At 63.4% G+C, this 23,396-nt stretch carries 22 protein-coding genes and 1 tRNA gene; 5 read left to right on the top strand and 18 right to left on the bottom strand.

Annotated features, from left to right (window positions below; translation table 11 throughout):
* Positions 1–112 precede the first annotated feature (112 nt).
* From rpoB to XH90_RS15385, 9 genes are all read right to left on the bottom strand, one after another.
* A complete protein-coding gene (gene rpoB, locus XH90_RS15425) occupies positions 113–4,237 on the bottom strand; it encodes a DNA-directed RNA polymerase subunit beta (protein WP_128951215.1) in 4,125 nt (1,374 codons plus the stop codon).
* Positions 4,238–4,710: 473 nt separating this feature from the next.
* Positions 4,711–5,088 (bottom strand): 50S ribosomal protein L7/L12, encoded by a 378-nt coding sequence (rplL, locus tag XH90_RS15420; RefSeq protein ID WP_018647233.1) that lies wholly within the window; start codon positions 5,086–5,088, stop codon positions 4,711–4,713.
* 54 nt (positions 5,089–5,142) lie between these two features.
* A complete protein-coding gene (gene rplJ / locus XH90_RS15415) occupies positions 5,143–5,661 on the bottom strand; it encodes a 50S ribosomal protein L10 (protein WP_194482257.1) in 519 nt (172 codons plus the stop codon).
* A 578-nt stretch (positions 5,662–6,239) separates the two neighbouring features.
* Positions 6,240–7,193 (bottom strand): 2-hydroxyacid dehydrogenase, encoded by a 954-nt coding sequence (locus tag XH90_RS15410; RefSeq protein ID WP_194482256.1) that lies wholly within the window; start codon positions 7,191–7,193, stop codon positions 6,240–6,242.
* A 90-nt stretch (positions 7,194–7,283) separates the two neighbouring features.
* Positions 7,284–7,976: a 50S ribosomal protein L1 gene (gene rplA / locus XH90_RS15405; RefSeq protein WP_194482255.1), complete on the bottom strand. Its 693-nt coding sequence runs from the start codon at positions 7,974–7,976 to the stop codon at positions 7,284–7,286.
* A 6-nt stretch (positions 7,977–7,982) separates the two neighbouring features.
* The gene (gene rplK / locus XH90_RS15400; protein ID WP_008136439.1) at positions 7,983–8,411 is read right to left on the bottom strand and encodes a 50S ribosomal protein L11; all 429 of its coding nucleotides are present in this window, start codon (positions 8,409–8,411) and stop codon (positions 7,983–7,985) included.
* Between the two features lie 133 nt (positions 8,412–8,544).
* Positions 8,545–9,099, bottom strand: coding sequence for a transcription termination/antitermination protein NusG (nusG, locus tag XH90_RS15395; RefSeq protein ID WP_007602985.1), 555 nt, complete (start codon positions 9,097–9,099; stop codon positions 8,545–8,547).
* Positions 9,099–9,290: a preprotein translocase subunit SecE gene (gene secE, locus XH90_RS15390; protein ID WP_007611620.1), complete on the bottom strand. Its 192-nt coding sequence runs from the start codon at positions 9,288–9,290 to the stop codon at positions 9,099–9,101. The genes nusG and secE overlap by 1 nt, the downstream gene beginning before the upstream one ends.
* Positions 9,291–9,614: 324 nt before the next feature.
* Positions 9,615–9,690 (bottom strand) — tRNA-Trp (locus XH90_RS15385).
* Between the two features lie 165 nt (positions 9,691–9,855).
* On the opposite strand from XH90_RS15385, the gene XH90_RS15380 reads away from it, so the two are divergent.
* Positions 9,856–11,073 (top strand): serine hydrolase, encoded by a 1,218-nt coding sequence (locus XH90_RS15380; RefSeq protein WP_194482254.1) that lies wholly within the window; start codon positions 9,856–9,858, stop codon positions 11,071–11,073.
* Between the two features lie 167 nt (positions 11,074–11,240).
* Here the strand turns inward: XH90_RS15380 and XH90_RS15375 are convergent, their stop codons facing one another.
* Positions 11,241–12,008 carry an SDR family NAD(P)-dependent oxidoreductase gene (locus tag XH90_RS15375; protein WP_194482253.1) on the bottom strand — a complete coding sequence of 256 codons (768 nt, stop codon included), beginning with the start codon at positions 12,006–12,008 and terminating at the stop codon, positions 11,241–11,243.
* Between the two features lie 73 nt (positions 12,009–12,081).
* Positions 12,082–12,780 (bottom strand): histidine phosphatase family protein, encoded by a 699-nt coding sequence (locus XH90_RS15370; protein ID WP_194482252.1) that lies wholly within the window; start codon positions 12,778–12,780, stop codon positions 12,082–12,084.
* A 133-nt stretch (positions 12,781–12,913) separates the two neighbouring features.
* On the opposite strand from XH90_RS15370, the gene XH90_RS15365 reads away from it, so the two are divergent.
* Positions 12,914–13,699, top strand: coding sequence for an SDR family NAD(P)-dependent oxidoreductase (locus tag XH90_RS15365; protein WP_194482251.1), 786 nt, complete (start codon positions 12,914–12,916; stop codon positions 13,697–13,699).
* A gap of 172 nt (positions 13,700–13,871) precedes the next feature.
* Here XH90_RS15365 and XH90_RS15360 read toward each other — a convergent pair whose 3' ends face one another.
* On the bottom strand, positions 13,872–14,354 hold the full coding sequence (locus XH90_RS15360; RefSeq protein ID WP_194482250.1) for a DUF1772 domain-containing protein: 483 nt from the start codon (positions 14,352–14,354) through the stop codon (positions 13,872–13,874).
* A 95-nt stretch (positions 14,355–14,449) separates the two neighbouring features.
* Here XH90_RS15360 and XH90_RS15355 point away from each other — a divergent pair, with 95 nt between their 5' ends.
* Both XH90_RS15355 and argE read left to right on the top strand, forming a co-directional pair.
* A complete protein-coding gene (locus XH90_RS15355; protein ID WP_194482249.1) occupies positions 14,450–15,124 on the top strand; it encodes a TetR/AcrR family transcriptional regulator in 675 nt (224 codons plus the stop codon).
* A 78-nt stretch (positions 15,125–15,202) separates the two neighbouring features.
* On the top strand, positions 15,203–16,390 hold the full coding sequence (gene argE, locus XH90_RS15350; protein ID WP_194482248.1) for an acetylornithine deacetylase: 1,188 nt from the start codon (positions 15,203–15,205) through the stop codon (positions 16,388–16,390).
* A gap of 120 nt (positions 16,391–16,510) precedes the next feature.
* On the opposite strand, the gene XH90_RS15345 is transcribed toward argE, so the two are convergent.
* Both XH90_RS15345 and XH90_RS15340 read right to left on the bottom strand, forming a co-directional pair.
* Complete coding sequence (locus tag XH90_RS15345) at positions 16,511–17,569, bottom strand: phosphotransferase family protein (RefSeq protein WP_194482247.1); 1,059 nt, start codon at positions 17,567–17,569, stop codon at positions 16,511–16,513.
* A 131-nt stretch (positions 17,570–17,700) separates the two neighbouring features.
* A complete protein-coding gene (locus XH90_RS15340; protein ID WP_194482246.1) occupies positions 17,701–18,936 on the bottom strand; it encodes an acyl-CoA dehydrogenase family protein in 1,236 nt (411 codons plus the stop codon).
* A gap of 215 nt (positions 18,937–19,151) precedes the next feature.
* Between XH90_RS15340 and XH90_RS15335 the strand changes: the two genes are divergently transcribed.
* Positions 19,152–19,814 carry a TetR/AcrR family transcriptional regulator gene (locus XH90_RS15335; RefSeq protein ID WP_194482245.1) on the top strand — a complete coding sequence of 221 codons (663 nt, stop codon included), beginning with the start codon at positions 19,152–19,154 and terminating at the stop codon, positions 19,812–19,814.
* A gap of 4 nt (positions 19,815–19,818) precedes the next feature.
* Here XH90_RS15335 and XH90_RS15330 read toward each other — a convergent pair whose 3' ends face one another.
* The 4 genes from XH90_RS15330 to XH90_RS15315 all read right to left on the bottom strand — a co-directional run bounded on the left by XH90_RS15330 (position 19,819) and on the right by XH90_RS15315 (position 23,335).
* Complete coding sequence (locus XH90_RS15330; RefSeq protein WP_194482244.1) at positions 19,819–20,211, bottom strand: RidA family protein; 393 nt, start codon at positions 20,209–20,211, stop codon at positions 19,819–19,821.
* 97 nt (positions 20,212–20,308) lie between these two features.
* Positions 20,309–20,524: a hypothetical protein gene (locus XH90_RS15325; RefSeq protein WP_092228482.1), complete on the bottom strand. Its 216-nt coding sequence runs from the start codon at positions 20,522–20,524 to the stop codon at positions 20,309–20,311.
* Positions 20,525–20,708: 184 nt separating this feature from the next.
* The gene (locus tag XH90_RS15320) at positions 20,709–21,938 is read right to left on the bottom strand and encodes a CaiB/BaiF CoA-transferase family protein (RefSeq protein ID WP_194482243.1); all 1,230 of its coding nucleotides are present in this window, start codon (positions 21,936–21,938) and stop codon (positions 20,709–20,711) included.
* Positions 21,939–22,129: 191 nt separating this feature from the next.
* Positions 22,130–23,335 (bottom strand): MFS transporter, encoded by a 1,206-nt coding sequence (locus tag XH90_RS15315; protein WP_194482242.1) that lies wholly within the window; start codon positions 23,333–23,335, stop codon positions 22,130–22,132.
* Positions 23,336–23,396 lie beyond the last annotated feature (61 nt).

Below are 23,396 nucleotides of genomic sequence, written 5' to 3'. Positions count from 1 at the left end.
CCGGTCGCCTCCGGCCGCAAATTCGAAAATCACTTGAGCGGGGCGCCCTGCCCTCAAGGCATCGGGAGGGGCGCCAATGCCCGGCCGCGAAGGCCGGGCATGGAAGGTCGGGTTACTCGGCCGCTTCCGACGTCGGCGCCGGACCCATCTTGGAATTGTGCAGATCGACGTTGAGGCCGAGCGAGCGCATTTCCTTGACCAGCACGTTGAACGATTCCGGAATACCTGCCTCGAAGGTGTCGTCGCCACGCACGATCGCCTCGTACACCTTGGTACGGCCGGCGACGTCGTCCGATTTCACGGTCAGCATTTCCTGGAGCGTGTAGGCCGCGCCGTAAGCTTCGAGGGCCCACACCTCCATTTCGCCGAAGCGCTGGCCGCCGAACTGCGCCTTGCCGCCCAGCGGCTGCTGGGTGACGAGCGAGTACGGACCGATCGACCGCGCGTGGATCTTGTCGTCCACGAGATGGTGCAGCTTGAGCATGTAGATGTAGCCCACCGTCACCTTGCGATCGAACGCGTCGCCGGTGCGGCCGTCATAGACGGTCGACTGCCCCGAAGCGTCCAGACCCGCGAGCTTCAGCATCTCCTCGATGTCGGTCTCCTTGGCACCGTCGAACACCGGCGTCGCAATCGGCACGCCGCGGCTGAGGTTATGGCCGAGTTCAAGCAGCTCGTTGTCGTTGAGCGTCTTGATCGTCTCGTCCTCGCCGTAGACCTTCTTCAAGGTTTCCTTCAGCGGCTTGATGTCCTGCTTCGACAGATACGCATCGACGGTCTGGCCGATACGCTTGCCGAGGCCGGCGCAAGCCCAGCCGAGATGCGTCTCGAGGATCTGTCCGACGTTCATGCGCGAGGGCACGCCCAGCGGATTGAGCACGATGTCGGCGTGCGTACCGTCTTCGAGGAACGGCATGTCCTCGATCGGCACGATCTTCGACACCACGCCCTTGTTGCCGTGGCGGCCGGCCATCTTGTCGCCGGGCTGGATCTTGCGCTTCACCGCGACGAAGACCTTGACCATCTTCATCACGCCGGGCGGCAATTCGTCACCGCGCTGAAGCTTCTCGACCTTGTCGAGGAAGCGCTGCTCGAGCCCCTTCTTCGACTCGTCGTACTGCTTCCGCATCGCCTCGATCTCGGCCATCAGCTTGTCGTTCGGCGAAGCGAACAGCCACCACTGCGACTTCGGATACTCCTCGAGCACCGCACGGGTGATCTTGGTGTCCTTCTTGAAGCCCTTCGGACCGGCAATGCCCTGCCGCCCCTCGAGGAGCTCGGCAAGACGGTTGTAGACGTTGCGGTCCAGGATCGCCTGCTCGTCGTCGCGGTCCTTGGCCAGACGCTCGATCTCTTCCCGCTCGATCGCCAGCGCACGCTCGTCCTTGTCGACGCCGTGGCGGTTGAACACGCGGACTTCCACGATCGTGCCCTGCACGCCCGGAGGAACGCGCAGCGAGGTGTCGCGAACGTCGGAGGCCTTTTCGCCGAAGATGGCGCGCAGGAGCTTTTCTTCCGGCGTCATCGGGCTTTCGCCCTTCGGCGTGATCTTGCCGACCAGGATATCGCCGGCACGCACTTCCGCACCGATGTAGACGATACCGGCTTCGTCGAGGTTCTTCAGCGCTTCTTCCGACACGTTCGGAATGTCGCGGGTGATTTCCTCGGGGCCGAGCTTGGTGTCGCGGGCCATCACCTCGAACTCCTCGATGTGGATCGAGGTGAAGACGTCTTCCTTCACGATGCGCTCGGAGAGCAGGATCGAGTCTTCGAAGTTGTAGCCGTTCCACGGCATGAACGCGACGAGCACGTTGCGGCCCAGAGCGAGCTCACCGAGGTCGGTCGACGGACCGTCAGCGATGATGTCGCCCTTCTTGACGATGTCGCCGACCTTCACGAGCGGGCGCTGGTTGATGCAGGTCGACTGGTTGGAGCGCTGGTACTTCATCAGACGGTAGATATCGACGCCCGACTTGGTCGGATCGAGATCTTCGGTAGCGCGGATCACGACGCGGGTCGCGTCGATCTGGTCGATCACGCCCGAACGGCGCGCCGCGATCGCAGCACCCGAGTCACGCGCAACCACGCCTTCCATGCCGGTGCCGACGAACGGTGCCTCGGCGCGAACCAGCGGCACCGCCTGGCGCTGCATGTTCGAGCCCATCAGCGCGCGGTTGGCGTCGTCGTTCTCGAGGAACGGGATCAGGGCCGCGGCGACCGAAACGAGCTGCTTCGGCGACACGTCCATGTAGTCGACCTTGTCGGGCGTCATCGGCACGACGTCGCGGGTGCCGCTGGCGCGGCAGACCACGAGGTCTTCGGTGAAGCGGCCCTTGGCGTCGACCGGCACGTTCGCCTGCGCAACCGAGTAGCGGCCTTCCTCCATCGCCGAGAGGTACACGACCTCGTCGGTGACGCGACCGTCCTTGACCTTGCGGTACGGCGTCTCGACGAAGCCGTACTTGTTCACGCGCGCGAAGGTGGCGAGCGAGTTGATCAGGCCGATGTTCGGACCTTCCGGCGTCTCGATGGGGCAGATACGGCCGTAATGCGTCGGATGCACGTCGCGCACTTCGAAGCCGGCGCGCTCGCGGGTCAGACCGCCCGGTCCAAGCGCCGAGAGACGGCGCTTGTGGGTGATCTCGCTGAGCGGGTTGGTCTGGTCCATGAACTGCGAGAGCTGCGAGGAGCCGAAGAACTCGCGCACGGCGGCAGCCGCCGGCTTCGCGTTGATCAGGTCCTGCGGCATGACCGTGTCGATGTCGACCGAGGACATGCGCTCCTTGATCGCACGCTCCATGCGCAGCAGGCCGATGCGGTACTGGTTCTCCATGAGCTCGCCGACCGAGCGCACACGGCGGTTGCCGAGATGGTCGATGTCGTCGATCTCGCCCTTGCCGTCGCGCAGGTCCACCAGCGTCTTGATGACGCAAAGAATGTCTTCCTTGCGCAGCGTGCGCTGGGTGTCGGGCGCATCGAGATCGAGCCGCATGTTCATCTTGACGCGGCCGACCGCGGAGAGGTCGTAGCGCTCAGCGTCGAAGAACAGCGACTGGAACATCGCCTGCGCCGAATCCAGCGTCGGCGGCTCGCCCGGACGCATCACGCGGTAGATGTCGAACAGCGCGTCTTCACGCGTCATGTTCTTGTCGGCCGAGAGCGTATTGCGGATGTAGGCGCCGACATTGACGTGGTCGATGTCGAGCAGCGGCAGTTCCTTGTAGCCGTGCTCGTTGAGGGCCTTCATCGACTTGTCGGTGATTTCCTCACCGGCTTCGGCGTGGATCTCGCCCGTCTTCGGGTTGACCAGGTCCTCGGCGAGGTAGTTGCCGACGAGTTCCTCATCCGACAGACGCAGCGCCTTGAGCCCCTTCTCCTGGAGCTGGCGGGCGGCGCGGACGGTGAGCTTCTTGCCGGCCTCGAGCACGACCTTGCCGGTGTCGGCATCGATCAGGTCGTTGATGGTCGAGTAACCGCGGAAACGGTTGGCGTCGAACGGAACGCGCCAGCCTTCCTTGGTCCGCTTGTAGAGGATCTTCTTGTAGAAGGTCGACAGGATCGCCTCGCCGTCGAGACCGAGGGCGAACATCAGCGACGTCACCGGAATCTTGCGGCGACGGTCGATACGCGCATAGACGATGTCCTTGGCGTCGAACTCGATGTCGAGCCAGGAGCCGCGATACGGGATCACGCGGGCAGCGAACAGCAGCTTGCCCGACGAATGGGTCTTGCCCTTGTCGTGGTCGAAGAACACGCCCGGCGAACGGTGCATCTGCGAAACGATGACGCGCTCGGTGCCGTTCACGATGAAGGTGCCGTTCATCGTCATGAGCGGGATGTCGCCCATGTAGACGTCCTGCTCCTTGATGTCCTTGACGGACTTCGCGCCGGTTTCTTCGTCGATATCGAACACGATGAGGCGCAGCGTCACCTTGAGGGGAGCCGCGAAGGTCATGCCGCGCTGACGGCACTCATCGACGTCGTACTTCGGCTGCTCGAACTCGTAGCGAACGAATTCCAGCATCGAGGTGCCCGAGAAGTCCGAGATCGGGAACACGGAACGGAACACAGCCTGCAGGCCCTCGTCGAGGCGCCCACCCGCGGGTTCGTCGACCATCAGGAACTGGTCATAGGACGCCTTCTGAACCTCGATGAGGTTCGGCATCTCGGCGACTTCCTTGATGTGTCCGAAAAACTTGCGAACGCGTTTGCGACCGGTGAATGTCTGCTGCGCCATCGTGGCCTCTCATTTTCGTCGCCCGCTCTGGGCGAACCGTCCGGAACGCGGCTGCCACCGCTCCCCGGGTTGAATTTTTCGAACCCGCTTTGGGGGCCGGAGACTCAGCTTCAGGCGGGAATGTCCTGAATCTGTTCTTCAGACCTTCAAAACGCAAAACGACGCGCGGGGCGCTAGCGCGCGCCCGCCCGTCACAACGATCGTCTTCACGGACTGCAAAAGCCCGAAATAGCCTGCTCTCCCAACGGCTTACAGGGAAATCCGGCATCCCTGCCCACCGCGCTTTCGTGCTGCCGACCCGATATGGGGCGACAATAGAGTAGATTCGAGGGTTAAACCCTCAAATCCCCACACATTTTCGTGTTTGGCCTGCGTCGGGACGATCCGTCGCACGCCTTTTGCATCAGGCCGCCCTCTTGCGGGGCGGACCAGGGTCCCGAGCCTCGGCCCGGGACCCTGCCCGTAAGCAATGCTTACTTGAGCTCGACCTTGGCGCCAGCCTTCTCGATCTGGGCCTTGATCTTCTCGGCTTCTTCCTTGTTCACGCCTTCCTTCAGCGGCTTCGGAGCACCCTCGACGAGGTCCTTTGCTTCCTTCAGGCCGAGACCGGTGATGGCGCGGACTTCCTTGATGACCTCGATCTTCTTCTCGCCGGCAGAGGCGAGAACGACCGTGAACTCGGTCTTCTCTTCCGCCGGAGCGGCGGCAGCGCCACCACCGGCCGGGCCGGCCACGGCGACAGCCGCGGCAGCCGAAACGCCCCACTTCTCTTCGAGGAGCTTCGCGAGTTCGGCAGCCTCGAGCACGGTGAGGCTCGAGAGGTCGTCAACGATCTTCTGCAAGTCAGCCATTGTTCAGTTTCCTTAGGTGTAAGTCTGGTTCGGGTTTGAGTTTTGCGAAGGGCGTCAGGCCGCTTCGCCCTTTGAGGCATGAGCCTGGATGACGCGCGCGAGCTTGCCCGCGGGCGCATTGGCGAGCTGAGCGAGCTTGGTCGCCGGGGCCACGAGCAGGCCGACGATCTTGGCACGCAGTTCGTCAAGCGACGGCAGCGAGGCAAGAGCCTTCACGCCGTCGACATTCAGGACGGTCGTTCCCATCGAACCGCCAACGATGACGAACTTTTCGTTCGCCTTGGCGAATTCGACGGCGACCTTCGGCGCCGCTACCGGATCGTTCGAAGTGGCGATCACGGTCGGTCCCTTCAGCATGGGGCCGATGGCAACGACGTCAGTGCCTTCAAGAGCAATTTTGGCGAGACGGTTCTTCGAGACCTTCACCGAGGCACCCGCCTGCTTCATCTGCTGGCGCAGCTTCTGCATCTGGGCGACGGTGAGGCCGGAATATTGAGCAACGATCGCGACGCTCGTGGTCTTGAAGACCCCATTGAGCTGTTCGACCGCGTCTTTTTTTGCCGCTCGTTCCACAGCAAGCTCTTTCCGGTTGGCGGTCATCGCGAAAGCGGGACCGCCGGGTTGCACCCATCGTCCCGCCCAAACCTGAACCTCAGGGTCAAAACCCATCGGACACGCCGGGCAAGACGACAATTTAAAAGCCTGCCCTCCGGGAGCCTGTAAGAGCCCACGGCGTGTCGAGGTCCGAACCAAACTCCTTCCGCGACCACCGAAAGGTGAGAAGCGAAGTGAAATCCGGTCTTCACCCGTCTATGCAGGCCATGCGATTAAGCCGTTGAGAAATCGAAATTTCCCGCGGGCGCCTGCAGTCTTGGACAGGACAAGGCCAGCCGGCGAACCGCCTGACCTCTGCCCGCATCCCACCGGCCGATGGATTTTCCTTCCTTTTCGGGCCAATCCTTGCGGACGTCCTGAAAAGGAATGATCTCCTGCGTGTCGGGTTTTCGGAATGCGTGCACGGACGCGCCAGCCAGAGCCGGCACGTCCGGAGGCGGTTCTTTAACCGCTCTCTACCTGATTGCCAAGAGCAAAATTCACACCAGTTCCAATCCGTTGCTATCAGGGCGCGAGGCAGCCGGACAAGGGCCGATTCAGGCTGATTTGACCGGATGAGGCAGCGGTTTGCCCTCGAAAAATGCGCCCAAATTGGCCAGGACGCAGCTCTGCATGGCGACGTGCGATTCGAGGGTGTGACCGCCGATATGGGGGGCAAACACCACGTTGGGGAGCGCCGTCAACGCGTCCGGGCCGTGCGGTTCCTTCTCGAAGACGTCGAGGCCGGCGCCGGCGATGGTCTTGTCGGTCAGCGCGGCGACCAGGGCCTTCTCGTCAATGACCGAGCCGCGGGAGATGTTGACGACATAGCCGTCCGCGCCGAGGCGCCCCAGGATATCGCCGTTGACGACGTGCTGCGTGTCGGCCCCCGCCCGGACCGCGATCATCAGCACGCTGCACCAGTCGGCGAGCGCCTCCAGGGTCGGGAAATATTGATAGGGCAGATCGTACCTGGCGCGGCTGAAATAGCCGACCTCGCTCTCGAAGGCGGCGCAGCGCGCGGCGATCTTGCGGCCGATCTCGCCCATGCCAAAGACGCCGATGCGGCGGCCGGGCATGCCGGCCTGAGGCCGCATCATCGGCGACTGTTTTGACGCGGCCCAATCACCGCTGCGAACATATTGGTCGGCCACCAGAATCCGCCGCGTCGTCGCCAGCATCAGGGTCATCGCGATGTCGGCGACCGATGCCGCATTGGCGCCGGGGCTGTGGGCGACCGTGATGTTGCGGCTGGCCGCCGCCTTCAGGTCGACGCCGTCATAGCCGGTGCCGTAGCAGACGATGGCACCGAGCTTTGGAAGCAGGTCCATCGCCTCAGCCCCCAGCGGCGAGCCGCCGGCGGTCAGCAACGCGCGGATGCCGCTGAGCTCCTCGGCAGGAAAGACGTCGCGCGCGGGCTTTCCACCAGTGTCGAGCAGTTCGAACCGCTCGGCGAAGCGCGCCATCATCGTCTTGGGAAAGCGCGAATAGATCAGGACCTTGTCAGCCATTGTTCTCGTTTCCGGTGAGTGCCGCCCACAAACGACGAGGGGCGGAATCGGTTGCCCAATTCCGCCCCTCGCCTCATGCAATTTCCAGACTTAGCCGAGAATGGTACCCGGCTCGACCTTCACGCCCGGGCCCATCGTCGAGGATACCGCGACGCGCTGGATGTAGGTGCCCTTGGAGCCAGCCGGCTTCGCCTTCGCAACCGCATCCGCGAGCGCCTTGATGTTCTCGACCAGCTTCTCCTCGGAGAACGAGGCCTTGCCGACGCCGGCCTGCAGGATGCCCGCCTTCTCGACGCGGAACTCGACCGAGCCGCCCTTGGCACCCTTCACCGCACCGGTGACGTCCATGGTCACGGTGCCGATCTTCGGGTTCGGCATCAGGCCGCGCGGGCCGAGCACCTTACCGAGACGGCCGACCAGCGGCATCATGTCGGGGGTGGCGATGCAGCGGTCGAAATCGATCGAACCGTTCTGCACCTTCTCGACCAGGTCTTCGGCGCCGACAACGTCAGCACCTGCGGCCTTGGCTTCGTCAGCCTTGGCGCCGCGGGCGAACACGCCGACACGGAGCGTACGGCCGGTGCCGTTCGGCAGGGTCACGACGCCGCGGACCATCTGGTCGGCGTGACGCGGATCGACGCCGAGATTGATCGCGACCTCGATGGTCTCGTCGAACTTCGCTTTCGCGCGTTCCTTGACCATCTTGATGGCGTCCGCGAGCGGGTAGAGCCTCTCGCGGTCAACACCTTCGCGGGCTTTGTTCAAACGCTTTCCGATTGCCATGACCGCTTACCCCGCAACTTCCAGACCCATCGAACGGGCGGAGCCCTCGACCATCTTCATGGCCGATTCGATGGTATCGCAATTGAGATCCTTCATCTTCTTCTCGGCGATCTCGCGCACCTGCGCCTTGGTCACCTTGCCGGCCTTGTCACGGCCCGGCGCCTTCGAGCCCGACTGGATCTTGGCAGCCTGCTTGAGGAAGAAGGACATCGGGGGGGTCTTCATCTCGAACGTGAACGAACGATCGGCGTAGATCGTGATCACGACGGGAATCGGGGTGTTCTTCTCTTCCTTCTGGGTCTGGGCGTTGAACGCCTTGCAGAACTCCATGATGTTGAGACCGCGCTGACCAAGCGCGGGACCGATCGGGGGCGAGGGATTCGCCGCACCGGCCGGGACCTGAAGCTTCAGGTATCCGGTCACTTTCTTTGCCATGTATCACTCCTGTTGTGCCGACGAGTGCCGGCGGTTTCAGGTTCGTGGTCTGGGTCGGATGCGGCTGGCAACCGCCCTCTCCCTCCCACGGCCTCTCTTTGCGCAAAGCCTCTCGGCTTTACGCGTTACCCGGTCAGACCTTCTCGACCTGACCGAATTCCAGTTCGACCGGCGTTGCGCGACCGAAGATCGACACCGCGACCTTCACGCGCGAGCGCGCCTCGTCGATTTCCTCGACCACACCCGAGAACGAGGCGAACGGGCCATCGGCCACGCGCACGTTCTCGCCGATCTCGAACGACACCGACGCCTTCGGCCGCTCCACGCCCTCCTGCACCTGATGCAGAATGCGCATGGCCTCGGCTTCAGAGATCGGCATCGGCTTGTTCTCGGCGCCGAGGAAGCCCGTGACCTTCGGGGTGTTCTTGATCAGATGAAACGCCTCGTCGGTCAGCTTCATCTTCACCAGCACGTAGCCCGGGAAGAACTTGCGCTCGGCGTCGATCTTGCGGCCGCGGCGCACCTCCGTGACCTTCTCGGTTGGAACCAGCACCAGCTCGAACAGCTCCTCGAGCCCGCGCTGCTTGGCCTGCTCGCGAATGGATTCGGCGACCTTCTTCTCGAAGTTCGAATAGGCGTGGACGATGTACCAGCGCTTGTCGGACAGTTGAGCCGTTGCTGTAGCCATCAGTGAATGCCCAAAAGGAAGGTGATGAGGTAGCGGATGATCTGGTCGGCGGCGAAGAAGAAGATCGAGGCCACGGCGACCATCACGAACACCATGATGGTGGTGATCGTGGTCTCACGACGGGTCGGCCAGGTGACCTTGGCGGTCTCCGAGCGCACTTCCTGCAAGAACTTGAACGGGCTGACTGCCATCGTTTGAGACGCCATTGAAGATTTCAGGGATCCGAACAGCCGCCTGTGGCCCAGCCCTCTGTCTCGAAGGATGAGCCGGAAAACCGGGCTCTGATGTTCGGGGATTTCAAAGCCGCGCCGGAGATCCGCGTCTAACGGGCCGGCTGCGAGTGCGGGGTATCTACTGCGGATGGGGCCAAAGGTCAAGGTGTGGCCGGAGTGCGATGCGCGCGGGGCCGGCTGACGGACGTGATGCAGATCAAGGGTTTACAGGGGCCGCTGACCGCGGTCCGCGCCTTCGGCCCGGCGCCGTCCCGCCTGTCGATCCTGAATGTCGGGATTAGCTGGCAGGAGTGGCAGGGCTCGAACCTGCGACCCCCGGTTTTGGAGACCGGTGCTCTACCAATTGAGCTACACTCCTACGGACCCTCGCGTTGCCACGCGGATCAGGGGCGCTTTCAAGCACAGGGGACGGCCGGATTGCAAGGACGGATTGCAAGGGTGAAGCGCGCTGGCTTCGCTTGTTTGTACCGCGGCTTCTGGGCCACTCTCCGTTCCCTATAATAACGCGCCCCCGGGAGTGAACATGACCGCCACCGCCGCCCGCCCCTCGACCCCGCCGAAAACCCCGCCTCTGCCCGAGGCCAATCCGGAAACGCTGGGCCTGTCGCGATCCCGCCTCCAGGCGATGTCGGACGCCTTCAAGCGCGAGATCGACAAGGGAACCGTGCCCGGTGTGACCGTGCTGGTGGCCCGCCGCGGCCAAATCGGCTGGTTCGAGGCGCTCGGCAAGCAGGGCCCGGCGGGTCCGGCGATGGCGCTTGATTCGATCTTCCGGATCTTCTCGATGACCAAGCCGATCGTGTCGGTCGGCGTCATGGCGCTGGTCGAGGACGGCCACCTGCTCCTTGGCGATCCCGTCGCCAAGTTCATTCCGGAGTTCGCGAACCAGAAAGTCGGCGTCGTCAGCGGCGGCAGGCTGGAACTGGTTCCACCGAAGCGGCCGATGACGGTGCAGGACCTGCTCCGCCATACCTCGGGCTTGACTTACGAGCATCAGGGCGATGGCCCCGTGCACAAGATCTACCAGGAGTCCCGCGTCCGCAGCCGCAAGATCACCAATGCCGAGCACGCCGCGCTGGTGGCGAGCTTCCCCCTCGTCTGCCACCCCGGCGACGAGTTCAACTACAGCCGCTCCACCGACATTCTCGGCCGCATCATCGAGGTCGTCAGCGGCAAATCACTCGGCACGTTCCTCACCGAACGCATCCTCGCGCCCTTGCAGATGACCGAGACCGGCTTCTCCACCTCCGAGGTCAATGCTGGCAGGCTCGCCCAGCCGTTCGAAGCCGATCCCTGGACCGGCGACAAGGTCGCGCTGTTCAACATGCTCGAGCAGCCGGTGATGGAATCAGGCGGCGGCGGTCTGGTCTCGACCACGATGGACTATGCCCGCTTCGCGCTGATGCTGCGCAATGGCGGCACGCTCGACGGCGTCAGGATCATCGGCCGCAAGACGCTGGAACTGATGGCGTCCGACCATCTCGGGCCTCACGTCGTCACCAACGGCACGCTGCTCTCGCCCGGCCATGGTTTCGGTCTCGGCTTCGCCGTCCGCCGCGAGGCCGGCATCGCGCCCTTCCCCGGCAGCGTCGGCAACTATTTCTGGAGCGGCATCGCCGGCACGTTCTTCTGGATCGATCCGAGGGAGGATCTGTTCACGGTGTTCATGACGCAAGGTCCGGGCCAGCGCGATTTTACAAGGACGCTGGTGCGGGATCTGGTTTACGCGGCGGTGGATTGAAATCGCTCGCTTAGGCTCGCGTCGCGAGGCCGCATCCACACACTCGCTGTCATGCCCCGGCTTGACCGGGGCATCGAGTACTCCGCGGCGGCAGTTCGTTCACACAACTTCCGCCGCGGAGTACTGGATCGCCCGCTTTCGCGGGCGATGATACCGGCATTGACGCGTCAGCTGATCGTCGCGCCGCCGTCGATCACCATGGTCTGGCCGGTCATGAAGTCGCCGGCCTTCGAACCGAGGAACACCGCCGCGCCGGCGATCTCGTCGGGGATGCCGATGCGCAGCAACGGCGAGCGCGAGGTCGAGGCTTTCAAATTCTCCGGATTGTCCCACAGCGCTTTGGCAAAGTCGGTCTTGATCAGGCCGGGCGCGATGCAGTTCACGCGGATGTTGTGCTTGCCGTATTCGCAGGCGAGGTTGCGCGCGAGTTGCATGTCGGCAGCCTTCGAGATCGCGTAGGCGCCGAGGATGGTCGAGCCCTTCAGGCCGCCGATCGAAGAGACGATGATGACGGAGCCGTCCTTGCGCTCGATCATCTGCGGCACCACCATCGAGATCAACCAGTTGTTGGCGACGATGTTGTTGTCGAGAATCTTTCGGAATTGATCATCGGAGATGCCGGCGAGCGGACCGTAATACGGATTGGACGCCGCATTGCAGACCAGCACGTCGATCTTGCCGAAGGCGCGGTTGCTCTCGTCGACGAGGTTCTGCAGATTTTCCTTCGAGGAGATGTTGGCGGCGATCGCGACCGCAGTGCCCTTGCCGAACTTGTCGTTGATGCCCTTGGCGACCTCTTCGCAGACGTCCGCCTTGCGCGACGAAATCACGACCTTGGCGCCGTGCTCCGCCATGCGTTCCGCGATCGCAAGTCCGATGCCGCGCGTCGAGCCGGTGATGACGGCGACTTTCCCCTTCATGTCGAACAAGGTCATGCTTCTCTCCCAGAGTGATCTTCAATGTGATACCGCGTTCGGTCCTGCGGACCGTCCCGGAATGACAATTCGCTTACGCCAGCTTCTTGACTTCCGGTCCCGCCAACTGATGCAGCTCGGCATGCGCATCGTCGGCGATCCACGGCTGCTGGTTCACCATCGGCAGCCGCCAGACGCTACGCTCGGGGCTTGCGAAATAATCGAGCCGCGTGATCGAGACGTTGTCGATGTCGAACGACAGCGCCCGCTCGACCTGGCCGTCGAGCGCGAGGCCGATCGCCGCCTTGATGGTTCCGCCATGCGCGACTGCGATGATGTCCTGCCCGCCCGCCTCATTGTTGATCCGTTCGACGGTGCGGCGGGTGCGGTTGTAGAGGTCCATGAAGCTTTCGCCGCCAGGCGCGGGCTCGTTGATGTCGGCGAACCAGCTCGAACCGACGGGACGGCTGGCGATGAACGCGGCGCGGTTCATGCCCTGCCAGCGGCCGAGATTCTGTTCGGCGAGATCAGCCTCCCATTTCATCGACGCAGGCCGCGGGTAGCCGGCCTCCCAGATCGCTTCGGCGGTCTGATGCGTGCGCATCAGATTGCTCGAATACCAGACCGCGTTGCGCGGCAGCACCTTGGCAACGGCGTTGAACACGTAGGTGTCGCTGGTGTCGCAGGGAAGATCGCTCTGCCCGTAGATGTTGCCGCCGTCATTGCGCACCGGCGCGTGACGAACCCACCACCAGCGCGTCGTGACCACATCAGGCTTGTCTGCGGTTGCCATTGAGCCTCTTCCATCCCGTGTGATGTCGCTGTACGTCAGGTGTGAACGTGTCTCAAGACACTTTGCCGTTTGAAATTCTGTTTGAAATTCCGTCGCGCGGCAAGCGTCGCGCGCGCACCAAAGGGAGAAACGCATGGGTCGCCTGCAAGGCAAATCCGTCATCATCACCGGCGCCGGCAGCGGCATCGGCCGCGCGGCTGCGCACCTGTTCACCAGGGAAGGCGCAAAACTGATCGCGGTCGATCGCACCGAGGCGGTGAAGGAGACCGTCGACGAGGTGAAGAAGGCCGGCGGCATTGCCGAGGCGATGATCGCCGATGCCGGCTCCGAGACCGACGTCATGGCCGTCATCGACAAGGCGGTGAAGACGCATGGAAGGCTCGACGTGATCTGGGCCAATGCCGGCGTCTCCGGCGGCCTCATTCCGATCGCCGAGCAGACGGTCGAACACTGGCAGGAAATCCTGCGCGTCAACCTGATCGGCCCGTTCCTCGCGGTGAAGTACGCGATGCCCCACATGGTGAAGCAGCAGTCCGGCGCGATCGTGCTCACGGCGTCGGTTGCGGGCCTCAAGGCCGGCGCGAGCGGACATCCCTATGCCGCGAGCAAGGCCGGCGTGATCTCTCTGGTGCAGACCACGGCCTATTCGCTCACCGGCACCGGCGTACGCATCAATGCGGTCTGCCCGGGCCTTATCGAAACAGGCATGACCAAGCCGATCTTCGACCGCGCCAAGGAGCGCGGCACCCAGGACAAGATCGGCCAGCTCAATCCGCTGAAGCGCCCCGGCCAGCCGCACGAGCTTGCCGCGATGGGGTTATTCCTGGCGAGCGACGAGGCGTCGTATGTCAACGGCCAGGCGTTCCCGGTGGACGGCGGCCTTACGGCCTCGATGCCTTACACAGGGAAGCCGGTTTAATACGCTCTCTCGCATGTCCCGCACGCGCAGCAGCGTTCTTACGCTGCTGCGCAGCTACGCTCGCAAGGACGGAGCGTGTGGTGGCGGCGCCGCTCTTTCGATCCGCAACTTCATCGCAGGCGGACCTTCGCATCCTCGCGGCTTGTCTCGCCTGAATTTTGCGCCATCCGGGCTACGCAGCGAGCGCAACGATAAAGAGCGCGCTCGTCGCTGCCGACACGACCGTCCGCACATGGTTCCAGAACACCCAGTCCTTCAGATACGTTGTCCACACCGCGCCCGCCTTCGGCGCAGAGGCCTGCACCGCGGCGAGTGCGTCGTTCAGCGGCACATTGAACGCCATCGTCACCACGAACATCCCGATGACGTAGAGGCCACCGCCGGCGATCATGCTGATCGCCCCCGGCTCGTTGAGACGCAGTGCGCCGATCACCACCAAAGCCGCGCCCGCCACCGTGGTCCCGAGGAATAACGGCATGAACGGCGAGCGCACGATGTCGGCATTGATCGCGTTCATCGCCGCAATGCCGGCGGCCTGATCGAGACGGCCGAGCGAGGTCATGATGAAGGTCGAGAAGGCGAAATAGACGCCGGCCATGAGGCCGCAGCCAAGGGCTGAAAACCACAGCAATCCGCTCGTCAAAACCTGCCGCATGCCACGCCTCCATTAAATACGATAAACTCTCGTATTTGATAAAAGCGATAGACTCTCTTATTTTTGGCGTCAAGCGCGGATCGCGGGAAATCAGGATGCCGGAACGGAAGATCAGGGCGGGCAAAGCGACGCAAGCGGCCGGGCGGCGCACGCCGCTGGTGCCGACGCAGGAGCGCAGCCGGGAGCGTTTCGATCGCATCCTGATCGCAGCAAGCGAGATATTGACGGAAAAAGGCAGCGACGCCTTCCGGATGAGCGACATTGTCGAGCGCACCGGCATCGCCTTCGGCTCGCTCTATCAATATTTTCCGGACAAGAGCGCCGTGATCGGAACACTTGCCGAGCGCTGCAATGCCATCGGCCGCGAATGCGTAGCGCGCGACCTTGCCGAGATGAAGAAGCTGTCCGACCTTCATGCAGCGCTCGGCCGCATCACCGACGGCTATTACCAGATGTTCCGCGAGCATCCCGTGATGCATCACATCTGGCAGGCGACGCAGGGAGACCTGACGCTTCAAGAGATCGACAGGGAGGATGTGGCTTTCCTGGCCGGCCTGCTCTGCGATGCATTGAAACGCGTCGCCCCAAACGTCCCGGGGACTATCCTCACCTCGTTCTCACAGATCACGATGGTGCTGATTGCCGCCGCCGTGCGCCATGCGATCATCCTGCCGCCTGCCGAAGGCCGCCGATCGCTGGCGCTGTTCAAGCAGCTTTTGCCGCGCGACCTCGCTTCGCTGGAACAAATCGCGGGCAATAGCAGGCGCTGACATTTGCCTGACGGGCCGCCCCGTTGGTATGGTTCGTGCAAGCAACCTCAGCCTCTGCAATCTCCGACAGAAAAGAAAATGCCCAATCCAATCTTCCCGAGTTCACGCGCCGATCGCATCCGCAATATTCTCGCTGACCTCGTCGGCTTCGACACCATCAGCGACCGCACCAATTTGCCGCTGATCGCGCATATCGAGAGCTACCTCGCCTTCCTCGGCGTCAAGGGTGAGCGCGTCGTCGATGAGACCGGGCAGAAGGCTTCGCTCTGGGTCACGATCGGACCGGAGGACAAGCCTGGTCTGGTGCTGTCAGGGCATACGGACGTCGTGCCTGTCCTCGGCCAGGATTGGAGCCATGACCCGTTCAAGCTGGTCGAGCGCGACGGCAAGCTCTTTGGCCGCGGCACCACCGACATGAAGGGCTTTGTCGCGGTGTGCCTTGCCATGGTGCCAGAGATGCTGGAGGCCAAGCTGACGACGCCGATTCATCTCGCCATCTCCTATGACGAGGAAATCGGCTGCATCGGCGTGCGGCCGATGCTTCTCGAGGTCGCGAAGAAGAAAGTGCGGCCGCTCGGCGCCTTCATCGGCGAGCCGACCGAGATGAAGGTCATCATCGGCCACAAGGGCAAGCACGGCGTGCGCGCGACGTTCCATGGCCTCGCCCGCCACTCCTCGATCGCGCCTGACGGTGTCAACGCCATCGAATATGCCGCCGAGATGATCACCGAGATCCGTCGCCGCGCCGTGAAGCTTGCAGCCGAAGTCGAGCGCAACAGTCTCTACGACGTGCCGCACTCAACGCTGCTCACCAGCATCGTGCATGGCGGCGCGGCGCTCAACATCGTGCCCGACACCTGCACCGTGGATTTCGAATGCCGCGGCATCGGCATCACCGAGTCCAAGGAGGTGACGGATTCGATCGTCGCCTGGGCCAAGGCCGAGCTGGAGCCGGCGATGAAGAAGCAGCATCCGGATTGCGGCATCGATTTCGAGGAGATTTTGGACTACCCCGCCCTCGACACCAAGGCCGATGCCGCCATCGTCACGCTGGCCAAGAGCCTTGCGGGCCGCAACGACCACGCCAAGGTCGCCTTCGGCACCGAAGCGAGTTTGTTTGCCAGCATGGCCGATATCCCCTCCGTGGTGATCGGCCCGGGCTCGATCGCGCAGGCGCATACGCCGGATGAGTTCGTCGCGATGGCAGAGCTGGAGAAATGCGCAGGCTTCGTGGAGAAGCTGATCGCGCATTGCGCGGCCAGGTAATCGACCTCCACGAAAACTCTGGGTCCCGGCTCTGCGCAGCAGCATTTCACGCTGCAGCGCGTCCGGGACAGGAGAGCGGTGCAAGAAAAAAGCGCGGCCACCGCCGCGCTCTTGTTATTCCTACACCGCCCCCGCCTTCTGCGCGTATTCCCATGACGCCTTCGACAGTGGCACGGTGCGCTTGGCTGACTCCAGCGCCTTGGCGTTGGCGGCGGTGCCGTCGCGGACGCGGCCGGCGATGCCCTGGGTGATGCCGGCGAGGCGGAACAGATTGTAGGCGAAGTACCAGTTGAGATCAGGCACCGTCATCTTGGTGACGTTGCAATAGATCTGCGCTGCCTCTTCCACGCTCGGAATGTTGAGTGCCTTGAGGTCGGCACCCTGCAGACCCGGCATGATCCACTGCATCAACAGATAGGTGAAGTCGGCCATGGGATCGCCGAGCGTCGACAGCTCCCAGTCGAGCACCGCCTGCACGCGCGGTTCCGTCGCGTGGAAAATCATGTTGTCGAGGCGATAGTCGCCGTGGACGATCGAGACGCGCGCCTGCTCCGGCACCGTCTTGGGCAGCCATTCGGCAACCTTCTCGAACTCCGGAATGTGCTGGGTCTCGGACGCGCGATACTGCTTGGTCCAGCGGTCGATCTGGCGCGCGAAATAATTGCCGGGCTTACCGAAATCGCCGAGCCCGATCGCAACGGGATCGTACATGTGGAGTTTCGCCAGCGTCTCGATCTTGCTGGTGAAGATCTTGCGGCGCGCGTCATTGTCCTGGCTCGGCAGCGTCGGATCCCAGAACACGCGGCCCTCCTCCATCGACATGATGTAGAAGGCAGCGCCGATGATGCTGTCGTCCTGGCACAGTGCGTAGGCATGGGCGACCGGAAAACCCTGTTTTCCAAGGGCCGCGATGACGCGATACTCGCGATCGACCGCATGCGCCGAGGGCAGCAATTTGCCGAACGGCTTTCTGCGCATCACGTATGAGCGCTTCGGCGTGTTGAGCCGGTAGGTCGGATTGGACTGGCCGCCCTTGAACTGGAGGACGACCAGCGGGCCTTCAAAGCCTTCGACGTGCTCGTGCATCCAGGCTTCGAGCCGCAGCTCGTCGAAGCGATGACGCTCCTCGACCGGCTTGGTGCCCGAGAACTCTTCGTCTTTCCTGACGCCGTCAGCCACTGTGACGCTCCCTCTTCAGTCCGAACATGATCCTAATCGGTAACCGCCGACGCACTTGCGTCAAGCGGTCACCGCGATTGGATCACGCCCCGTCGTTTCTTCAAGTCAGGAGCGCCGCAGGGCTCCCCCGCTTAATGCTTGGGAGAGTTGGCATACTTCCGAACCTCGAGCCTTGCAATGGCGCGATTGTGCACCTCGTCCGGACCGTCGGCGAGACGCAGCGTGCGGATATGGGCGTAGTCCTTGGCAAGGCCGGCATCGTCGGAGACGCCCGCGCCGCCAAACGCCTGGATCGCCTCGTCGATGATCTTCAGCGCCATGTTGGGGGCGGCGACCTTGATCATGGCGATCTCGGCCTGCGCGGTCTTGTTGCCGACCTTGTCCATCATGTCGGCGGCCTTGAGGCAGAGCAGACGCGTCATCTCGATGTTGGTGCGGGCCTCGCCGATGCGCTGCTCCCACACGGAGTGCTCGACGATCTTCTTGCCGAAGGCGGTGCGCGACGTCAGACGCTTCACCATCTTCTCCAGCGCTTCCTCGGCCTTGCCGATGGTGCGCATGCAGTGGTGAATACGGCCGGGACCGAGACGGCCCTGTGCGATCTCGAAACCACGGCCCTCGCCCAGCAGGATGTTCTCCTTGGGCACGCGCACGTTATCGAGCAGCACCTGGGCGTGGCCGTGCGGCGCATCGTCGAAGCCGAACACGGGCAGCATCTTCTCGACCTTGATGCCGGGGGTGTCGAGCGGAACCAGGATCTGCGACTGCTGCTGGTGCTTGGCCGCGTTGAAGTCGGTCTTGCCCATCAGGATCGCGACCTTGCAGCGGGGATCGCCGACGCCCGACGACCACCATTTGCGGCCGTTGATGACGTAGTGATCGCCGTCCTTCTCGATGCGGGTCTCGATGTTGGTGGCATCCGACGAGGCGACGGCCGGTTCCGTCATCAGGAAGGCCGAGCGGATCTCGCCGTCCATCAGCGGACGCAGCCATTTGCGCTTCTGCTCCTTGGAGCCGTAGCGGATGAAGACTTCCATGTTGCCGGTGTCGGGCGCGGAGCAGTTGAACACTTCCGAGGCCCAGGTGATGCGGCCCATCTCTTCCGAGAGCAGCGCGTATTCGAGATTGCTCAATCCCGCGCCGCGGAATTCGTCATCCTCATGCTCGCTCGGCGGCATGAACATGTTCCAGAGGCCCTCGGCCTTCGCCTTCTTCTTGAGGTCTTCGAGAACAGGAATGACCTTCCAGCGCTCGCCGCTGTGATCCTGCTCGTTGTAAACAGGCACCGCCGGACGCACGTGCTTGGCCATGAAGGACTGCACGCGGTCGAGCCATTCCTTCTGCTTGGGCGACATATCGAAATCCATGGGACGCTCCTCGGTCTCTCTCTTTTGCGATCTCGTTTTGCGCCGGACTGTCCTCCCGCAATGCCCGGCCCGCAAGCGCGAATGAGGCTTTGCGAGCGTCGGAACCGTTGCGCTTGATGCGAACGAGTTGCGATTGCGGATTGACTTTCTCCGGCCTTCAAACGATAGTTTCATACAAGTGTTTGAAATGCAACTCCCCTCCCGGAGGGCAATCCATGGCCAGCGATCATACGAGGTCTGCCATTCTCGCCGCCGCGGAACGGCTCTATGCCGATCGCGGCTTCGGCGACGTCACGCTGCGGGACATCGTCGCGGAGGCGAACGTCAACCTGGCTGCGGTGAACTATCATTTCGGCTCGAAGGACGAGCTGATCGCGGAATTATTTGTCACCCGCTCGATCGCGACCAACCGCGAGCGCCTGCGCGAGCTGAAGGCGGCGGAGGAAGGCGGCGGCGGCCGCGCACCGATCGAGGTGATCCTGCGTGCGCTGGTCGGCCCCACGCTGCGCGGTTGCCTTGGCCCTGAGAACCAGCGCTCCACCGCGGCACGCTTCATGATCCGCGCCTCGATCGAGTCAGTGCCGCCGATCCGCCGCATCAAGAACCGTGAGATCGATCATTTGCGGAAATTCGCGGGCGCGATGCGCCGCTCCCTGCCCGACCGCAGCGACGTCGATATCTATTGGGGCCTGAACTTCGCGCTCGCGATGGCGCATCACACCATCCGCGAGAGCGAACGCCTGACGAAACTGTCGGAAGGAAAATGCGATCTCGACGACGTCGAGGACGTTGTGCAGCGCGTCGTCAGCGTGGCAACGATGGCGCTGACGGCGGGACGGACGGAGACGAAGGCGGCCGCCAGGATCGCGGCTCGCTAGTCCCTCACATCATCGCGATGCAGTCGATCTCGACGTCGAATGGGCCGAACCATTCCGGCGTCACGACGAAGATCCGCGCCGGCGGATCGACCGGGAAGTAGCGGGCATAGACCGCGTTGAAGGCGGCGAAGTGTTGTGTGGAGGTGCAATAGACGTTGCACTTCATGACATTGTCGAGCGAAGCGCCGGCCGCCTCCAGGCACAACTTCATCTGCTCCATGACGATCTCGCTCTGCCGCTCGATCGGCATGCCTCCGATCTCGCCTGTCTCGGGATGGAACGGCGGCAGGCCGGCGACAAATATCATGTTACCGGCGCGCGTCACCGGCGAGGTCGGCGCCTTCACGCGGTCGAGAAAGGACGAGATCGGTTCGACGCGGAGCGCTTCGCGTTTCATGGGCCACCTTCGGTTCAAGCGAGACTGAGGCCTGACTACATTGTTCCGTAGCCGGTATGCTTCGTCAAAGCTCGAAGTGTGGCTGCTATGCGCGGGGCTAGGCCCGCTGCGGCATCTCCTCGGCCTCTTCCTTGGCGAGTAGCAGCAGCATCTCGATGCCCATGTCGCCTTCCTGCGGCGAGCGGATGAACTTGATCTCCTCGGCACTTTGCCGCAGCGCGGCAATGATCGCGACGGCCTGGTTGGCCGTCGCCGCCTCAGTCGCCAGAATGGACTTCTGGTTCTTCGCCTGGAACCCGATCGTGTAGGACATGCACTTGTCTCCCCGAACTCAGTGAGACTGATCGAATCTGAGTCGAGGCCGAAGCGGAAGCCGGTTGTACTACGGACCGTGTTTGTCTGGGGATTGCGCGCAAGCCCTACGCAAGGCCGCGCGATCGTCATGCTTCAGTCACGATTTTATCGTGGCCGGCCCCCGCGGGCGCGAAGGAAAAGCGCTAGATGATCCCCTGCTTCTTCAACTCGTCGATCTTGCCGGCATCATAGCCGAGCTTGCCGCCGAGAATCTCCTGGGTGTGCTCGCCGAGCAGCGGCGGGGCGCGATAGGTCTTCACGGGGGTCTCCGAGAAGGTCAGCGCGTTGCGGATCAGCGACAGATTGGGCTCGAAAGGATGGTCGACCTTCACCCGCATGCCGCGCGACTGCACATGCGGATCCGAAAACACCTGCTCGAAATTGTTGATCGGGCCCGACGGCACGCCGGCCTCCTCCAGCTTCTCGAGCCAATAGGCCACCGGCTGCTTCAGGAACAGGCCGGCGAAGATCGCCATGATCTCCTTGCCGTGCACGACGCGGTCGTTGTTCTTGATGAAGCGCGGATCGCTCGCAAGCTCCGGCTCGCCGAGCACGGCGCAGGTCTTCCGGAACTGGCCGTCATTGCCGACCACCAGCATCAGTTCGCCGTCGGTACAGCGGAACACGCCGGCCGGCATGCCGCCATTGCCCCAGGTGCCGCGGCGCGGCGGCGTCTTGCCGTTGACCAGATAGATCTGGAGCCAGTGCGACAGCGAGGCGATGACGGTGTCGAACAGGCAGACATCGATGTGCTGTCCCTGCCCGCCATTGACGTCGCGGTGGTATAGCGCAGAGAGCAGCCCGATCGAGGTGTTCATGCCGGTCATGTAGTCGACGATCGACGGGCCGACCTTCATCGGGCCCTCGCCGGGCTCGCCGTCGATATGGCCGGTGACGCTCATCAGGCCGCCCATCGCCTGGAGAATCGCGTCATAGCCGGCACGCGGCGCGTAAGGTCCGGTCTGGCCGAAGCCGGTCACCGAGCAGTAGATGATTTTTGGATTGATCGCCTTGATCGTCTCGTAGTCGAGGCCGTAGCGCTTGAGATCGCCGACCTTGTAGTTCTCCATGAAGACGTCGACATCTTTCGCGAGTTCGCGGATGATCGCCTGCCCCTCGGGCTTTGCGATGTTGACCGTGACCGACTTCTTGTTGCGGTTGGCGCACAGATAGAACGAATTGTTGTTGTTCGCCTTGCCCTCGGGGTCCGTTAGATAAGGCGGGCCGAAGGCACGCGCGTCGTCGCCGGTGCCGGGCCGCTCGATCTTGATCACCTCGGCGCCGAGATCGCCCAGCATCTGGGCCGACAAGGGCCCCGCGAGCACGCGCGTGAAGTCAAGGATCTTGATGCCTGAGAGCGGCAGGGCCGACATGTCGATTTCCTCCGGGAACTGAATCTTGAAGCTGATCTTGGCGCGGCGGCGAGATCGCGGGCCGCGCTCCCTGCGGATACACCATTTTGGCGACCCGAGCACTGCGCTATGGGCATACGGCCATCCCCGGCCCCGCAGCGGAGGCGGCCCGCGATGCGCCATTCCGCGCCGCGAATATTACCCTGATGACCTCAGGTCGCTGTTGCCGCAGCCAATTGCGGACGCCTCCGGCCCAGCCAAACCAGGATCAGCACCGTCGCGCAGGAAAACACCAGCGTGAGGCCAAGCGCTCCGCGGCTGCCGAACTGGGTGAGCAGGCCGGCCAGCAGCGGTGGCGAGATCGCCGAGGCCAGGTTGAGCGGCAACGCGATCATCGACATCGCCTTGGCGAATTCGGCCTGGTCGTAGAAGACGAGCGGGATCGTCGCCCGCGCCACCGCCATCGCGCCGCTGCCGGCACCATAGAGCAGGATGAAGGTCGCGACCGCCCAGGTCGCGCCCTCGCTCAGCATCAGCAGCACCATGGCGACGGGGAGTGCCGTGCCCGCGACGAGCCCGGTGGTGATGCCGTCCCATCGGCCGCCGCCGAGGAAGTCGAGGCCGCGCGCGCTGACCTGGATCACGCCCAGCATCGAACCGAAAGCAAGCGCCTGCGCGGGCGCGAGGCCCTCCGCCCGCAACAGTTCGATCAGGATCGCGCTGATGCCGAAATTGACGAAGGCGTTCATCGTGATCACGCAGACGACGAGACCGAAGGTGCTTCTTGGGATCGCCGACGGTGGCGCACGCTTGACGGCCTCGCCGCGATCCTCCGTCGTAATTTTCCGGCGCGGCGCGACGAACGCGTAGAGCGGAAGGTTGATGGCGAGCATCATCGCCGCATAGACCAGGCACGTGCCGCGCCAGCCGAGCCAATCGCTCAGGAACGACGTGGTCGGCCAGAAGATGCTGCTGGAGAGACCCGTCACCAGCATCAGCCCGCCGATCGCATTCTTGGCGCCTCGTCCGGCCACCTCGTTGAGCATGATATAGGCGCCGGTCGACAGCGTGGCGCTGCCGCCCATGCCGAGAATCACCCAGCCGGCGAAATAGAGCAACGGTTCGCGCGCGAAAAACAGAGCGACAAAGCCCGGCGCGGAAACAAGAGTGCCGACCATCATCACCTTGCGCGCGCCGTGCCGCGCAAAGGCCTTGGCCAGCCACGGCGCACACAGACCCATGGTGACATAGAGAACCGAGCTGCCCGCGAACACCGCCGGCAGGCTCATGCCGAGATCAGCTCCGAGGTCGCGGCCGACCACGGCCGGAAGGCCGATCGTACCCCATCCGATGAGTTGGGTGATTGCAAGCACCAGCAGGACCCCGAGGAGCCCGCTGTCAGATTTCAAGAACCGCATTCCAGTCGTCGCCTGCCCGGCAGGCGCCGATCACGCCTGTGAGCCCTGTCTTACCCGGAGA

It is taken from the genome of Bradyrhizobium sp. CCBAU 53338 (assembly GCF_015291665.1).
Lineage (GTDB): Bacteria > Pseudomonadota > Alphaproteobacteria > Rhizobiales > Xanthobacteraceae > Bradyrhizobium.
The sequence above is the reverse complement of the archived record's forward strand: the minus strand, read 5'-3'. Positions and strand labels throughout refer to the sequence as shown.

What these genes read in the sequence shown, in the direction of transcription:
- rpoB (WP_128951215.1), bottom strand. Translation starts at nt 4,237, where the DNA reads ATGGCGCAGCAGACATTCACCGGTCGCAAACGCGTTCGCAAGTTTTTC.
- rplL (WP_018647233.1), bottom strand. Translation starts at nt 5,088, where the DNA reads ATGGCTGACTTGCAGAAGATCGTTGACGACCTCTCGAGCCTCACCGTG.
- XH90_RS15410 (WP_194482256.1), bottom strand. Translation starts at nt 7,193, where the DNA reads ATGGCTGACAAGGTCCTGATCTATTCGCGCTTTCCCAAGACGATGATG.
- rplA (WP_194482255.1), bottom strand. Translation starts at nt 7,976, where the DNA reads ATGGCAATCGGAAAGCGTTTGAACAAAGCCCGCGAAGGTGTTGACCGC.
- rplK (WP_008136439.1), bottom strand. Translation starts at nt 8,411, where the DNA reads ATGGCAAAGAAAGTGACCGGATACCTGAAGCTTCAGGTCCCGGCCGGT.
- nusG (WP_007602985.1), bottom strand. Translation starts at nt 9,099, where the DNA reads ATGGCTACAGCAACGGCTCAACTGTCCGACAAGCGCTGGTACATCGTC.
- secE (WP_007611620.1), bottom strand. Translation starts at nt 9,290, where the DNA reads ATGGCAGTCAGCCCGTTCAAGTTCTTGCAGGAAGTGCGCTCGGAGACC.
- XH90_RS15380 (WP_194482254.1), top strand. Translation starts at nt 9,856, where the DNA reads ATGACCGCCACCGCCGCCCGCCCCTCGACCCCGCCGAAAACCCCGCCT.
- XH90_RS15375 (WP_194482253.1), bottom strand. Translation starts at nt 12,008, where the DNA reads ATGACCTTGTTCGACATGAAGGGGAAAGTCGCCGTCATCACCGGCTCG.
- XH90_RS15370 (WP_194482252.1), bottom strand. Translation starts at nt 12,780, where the DNA reads ATGGCAACCGCAGACAAGCCTGATGTGGTCACGACGCGCTGGTGGTGG.
- XH90_RS15365 (WP_194482251.1), top strand. Translation starts at nt 12,914, where the DNA reads ATGGGTCGCCTGCAAGGCAAATCCGTCATCATCACCGGCGCCGGCAGC.
- XH90_RS15360 (WP_194482250.1), bottom strand. Translation starts at nt 14,354, where the DNA reads ATGCGGCAGGTTTTGACGAGCGGATTGCTGTGGTTTTCAGCCCTTGGC.
- XH90_RS15355 (WP_194482249.1), top strand. Translation starts at nt 14,450, where the DNA reads ATGCCGGAACGGAAGATCAGGGCGGGCAAAGCGACGCAAGCGGCCGGG.
- argE (WP_194482248.1), top strand. Translation starts at nt 15,203, where the DNA reads ATGCCCAATCCAATCTTCCCGAGTTCACGCGCCGATCGCATCCGCAAT.
- XH90_RS15340 (WP_194482246.1), bottom strand. Translation starts at nt 18,936, where the DNA reads ATGGATTTCGATATGTCGCCCAAGCAGAAGGAATGGCTCGACCGCGTG.
- XH90_RS15335 (WP_194482245.1), top strand. Translation starts at nt 19,152, where the DNA reads ATGGCCAGCGATCATACGAGGTCTGCCATTCTCGCCGCCGCGGAACGG.
- XH90_RS15330 (WP_194482244.1), bottom strand. Translation starts at nt 20,211, where the DNA reads ATGAAACGCGAAGCGCTCCGCGTCGAACCGATCTCGTCCTTTCTCGAC.
- XH90_RS15325 (WP_092228482.1), bottom strand. Translation starts at nt 20,524, where the DNA reads ATGTCCTACACGATCGGGTTCCAGGCGAAGAACCAGAAGTCCATTCTG.
- XH90_RS15320 (WP_194482243.1), bottom strand. Translation starts at nt 21,938, where the DNA reads ATGTCGGCCCTGCCGCTCTCAGGCATCAAGATCCTTGACTTCACGCGC.
- XH90_RS15315 (WP_194482242.1), bottom strand. Translation starts at nt 23,335, where the DNA reads ATGCGGTTCTTGAAATCTGACAGCGGGCTCCTCGGGGTCCTGCTGGTG.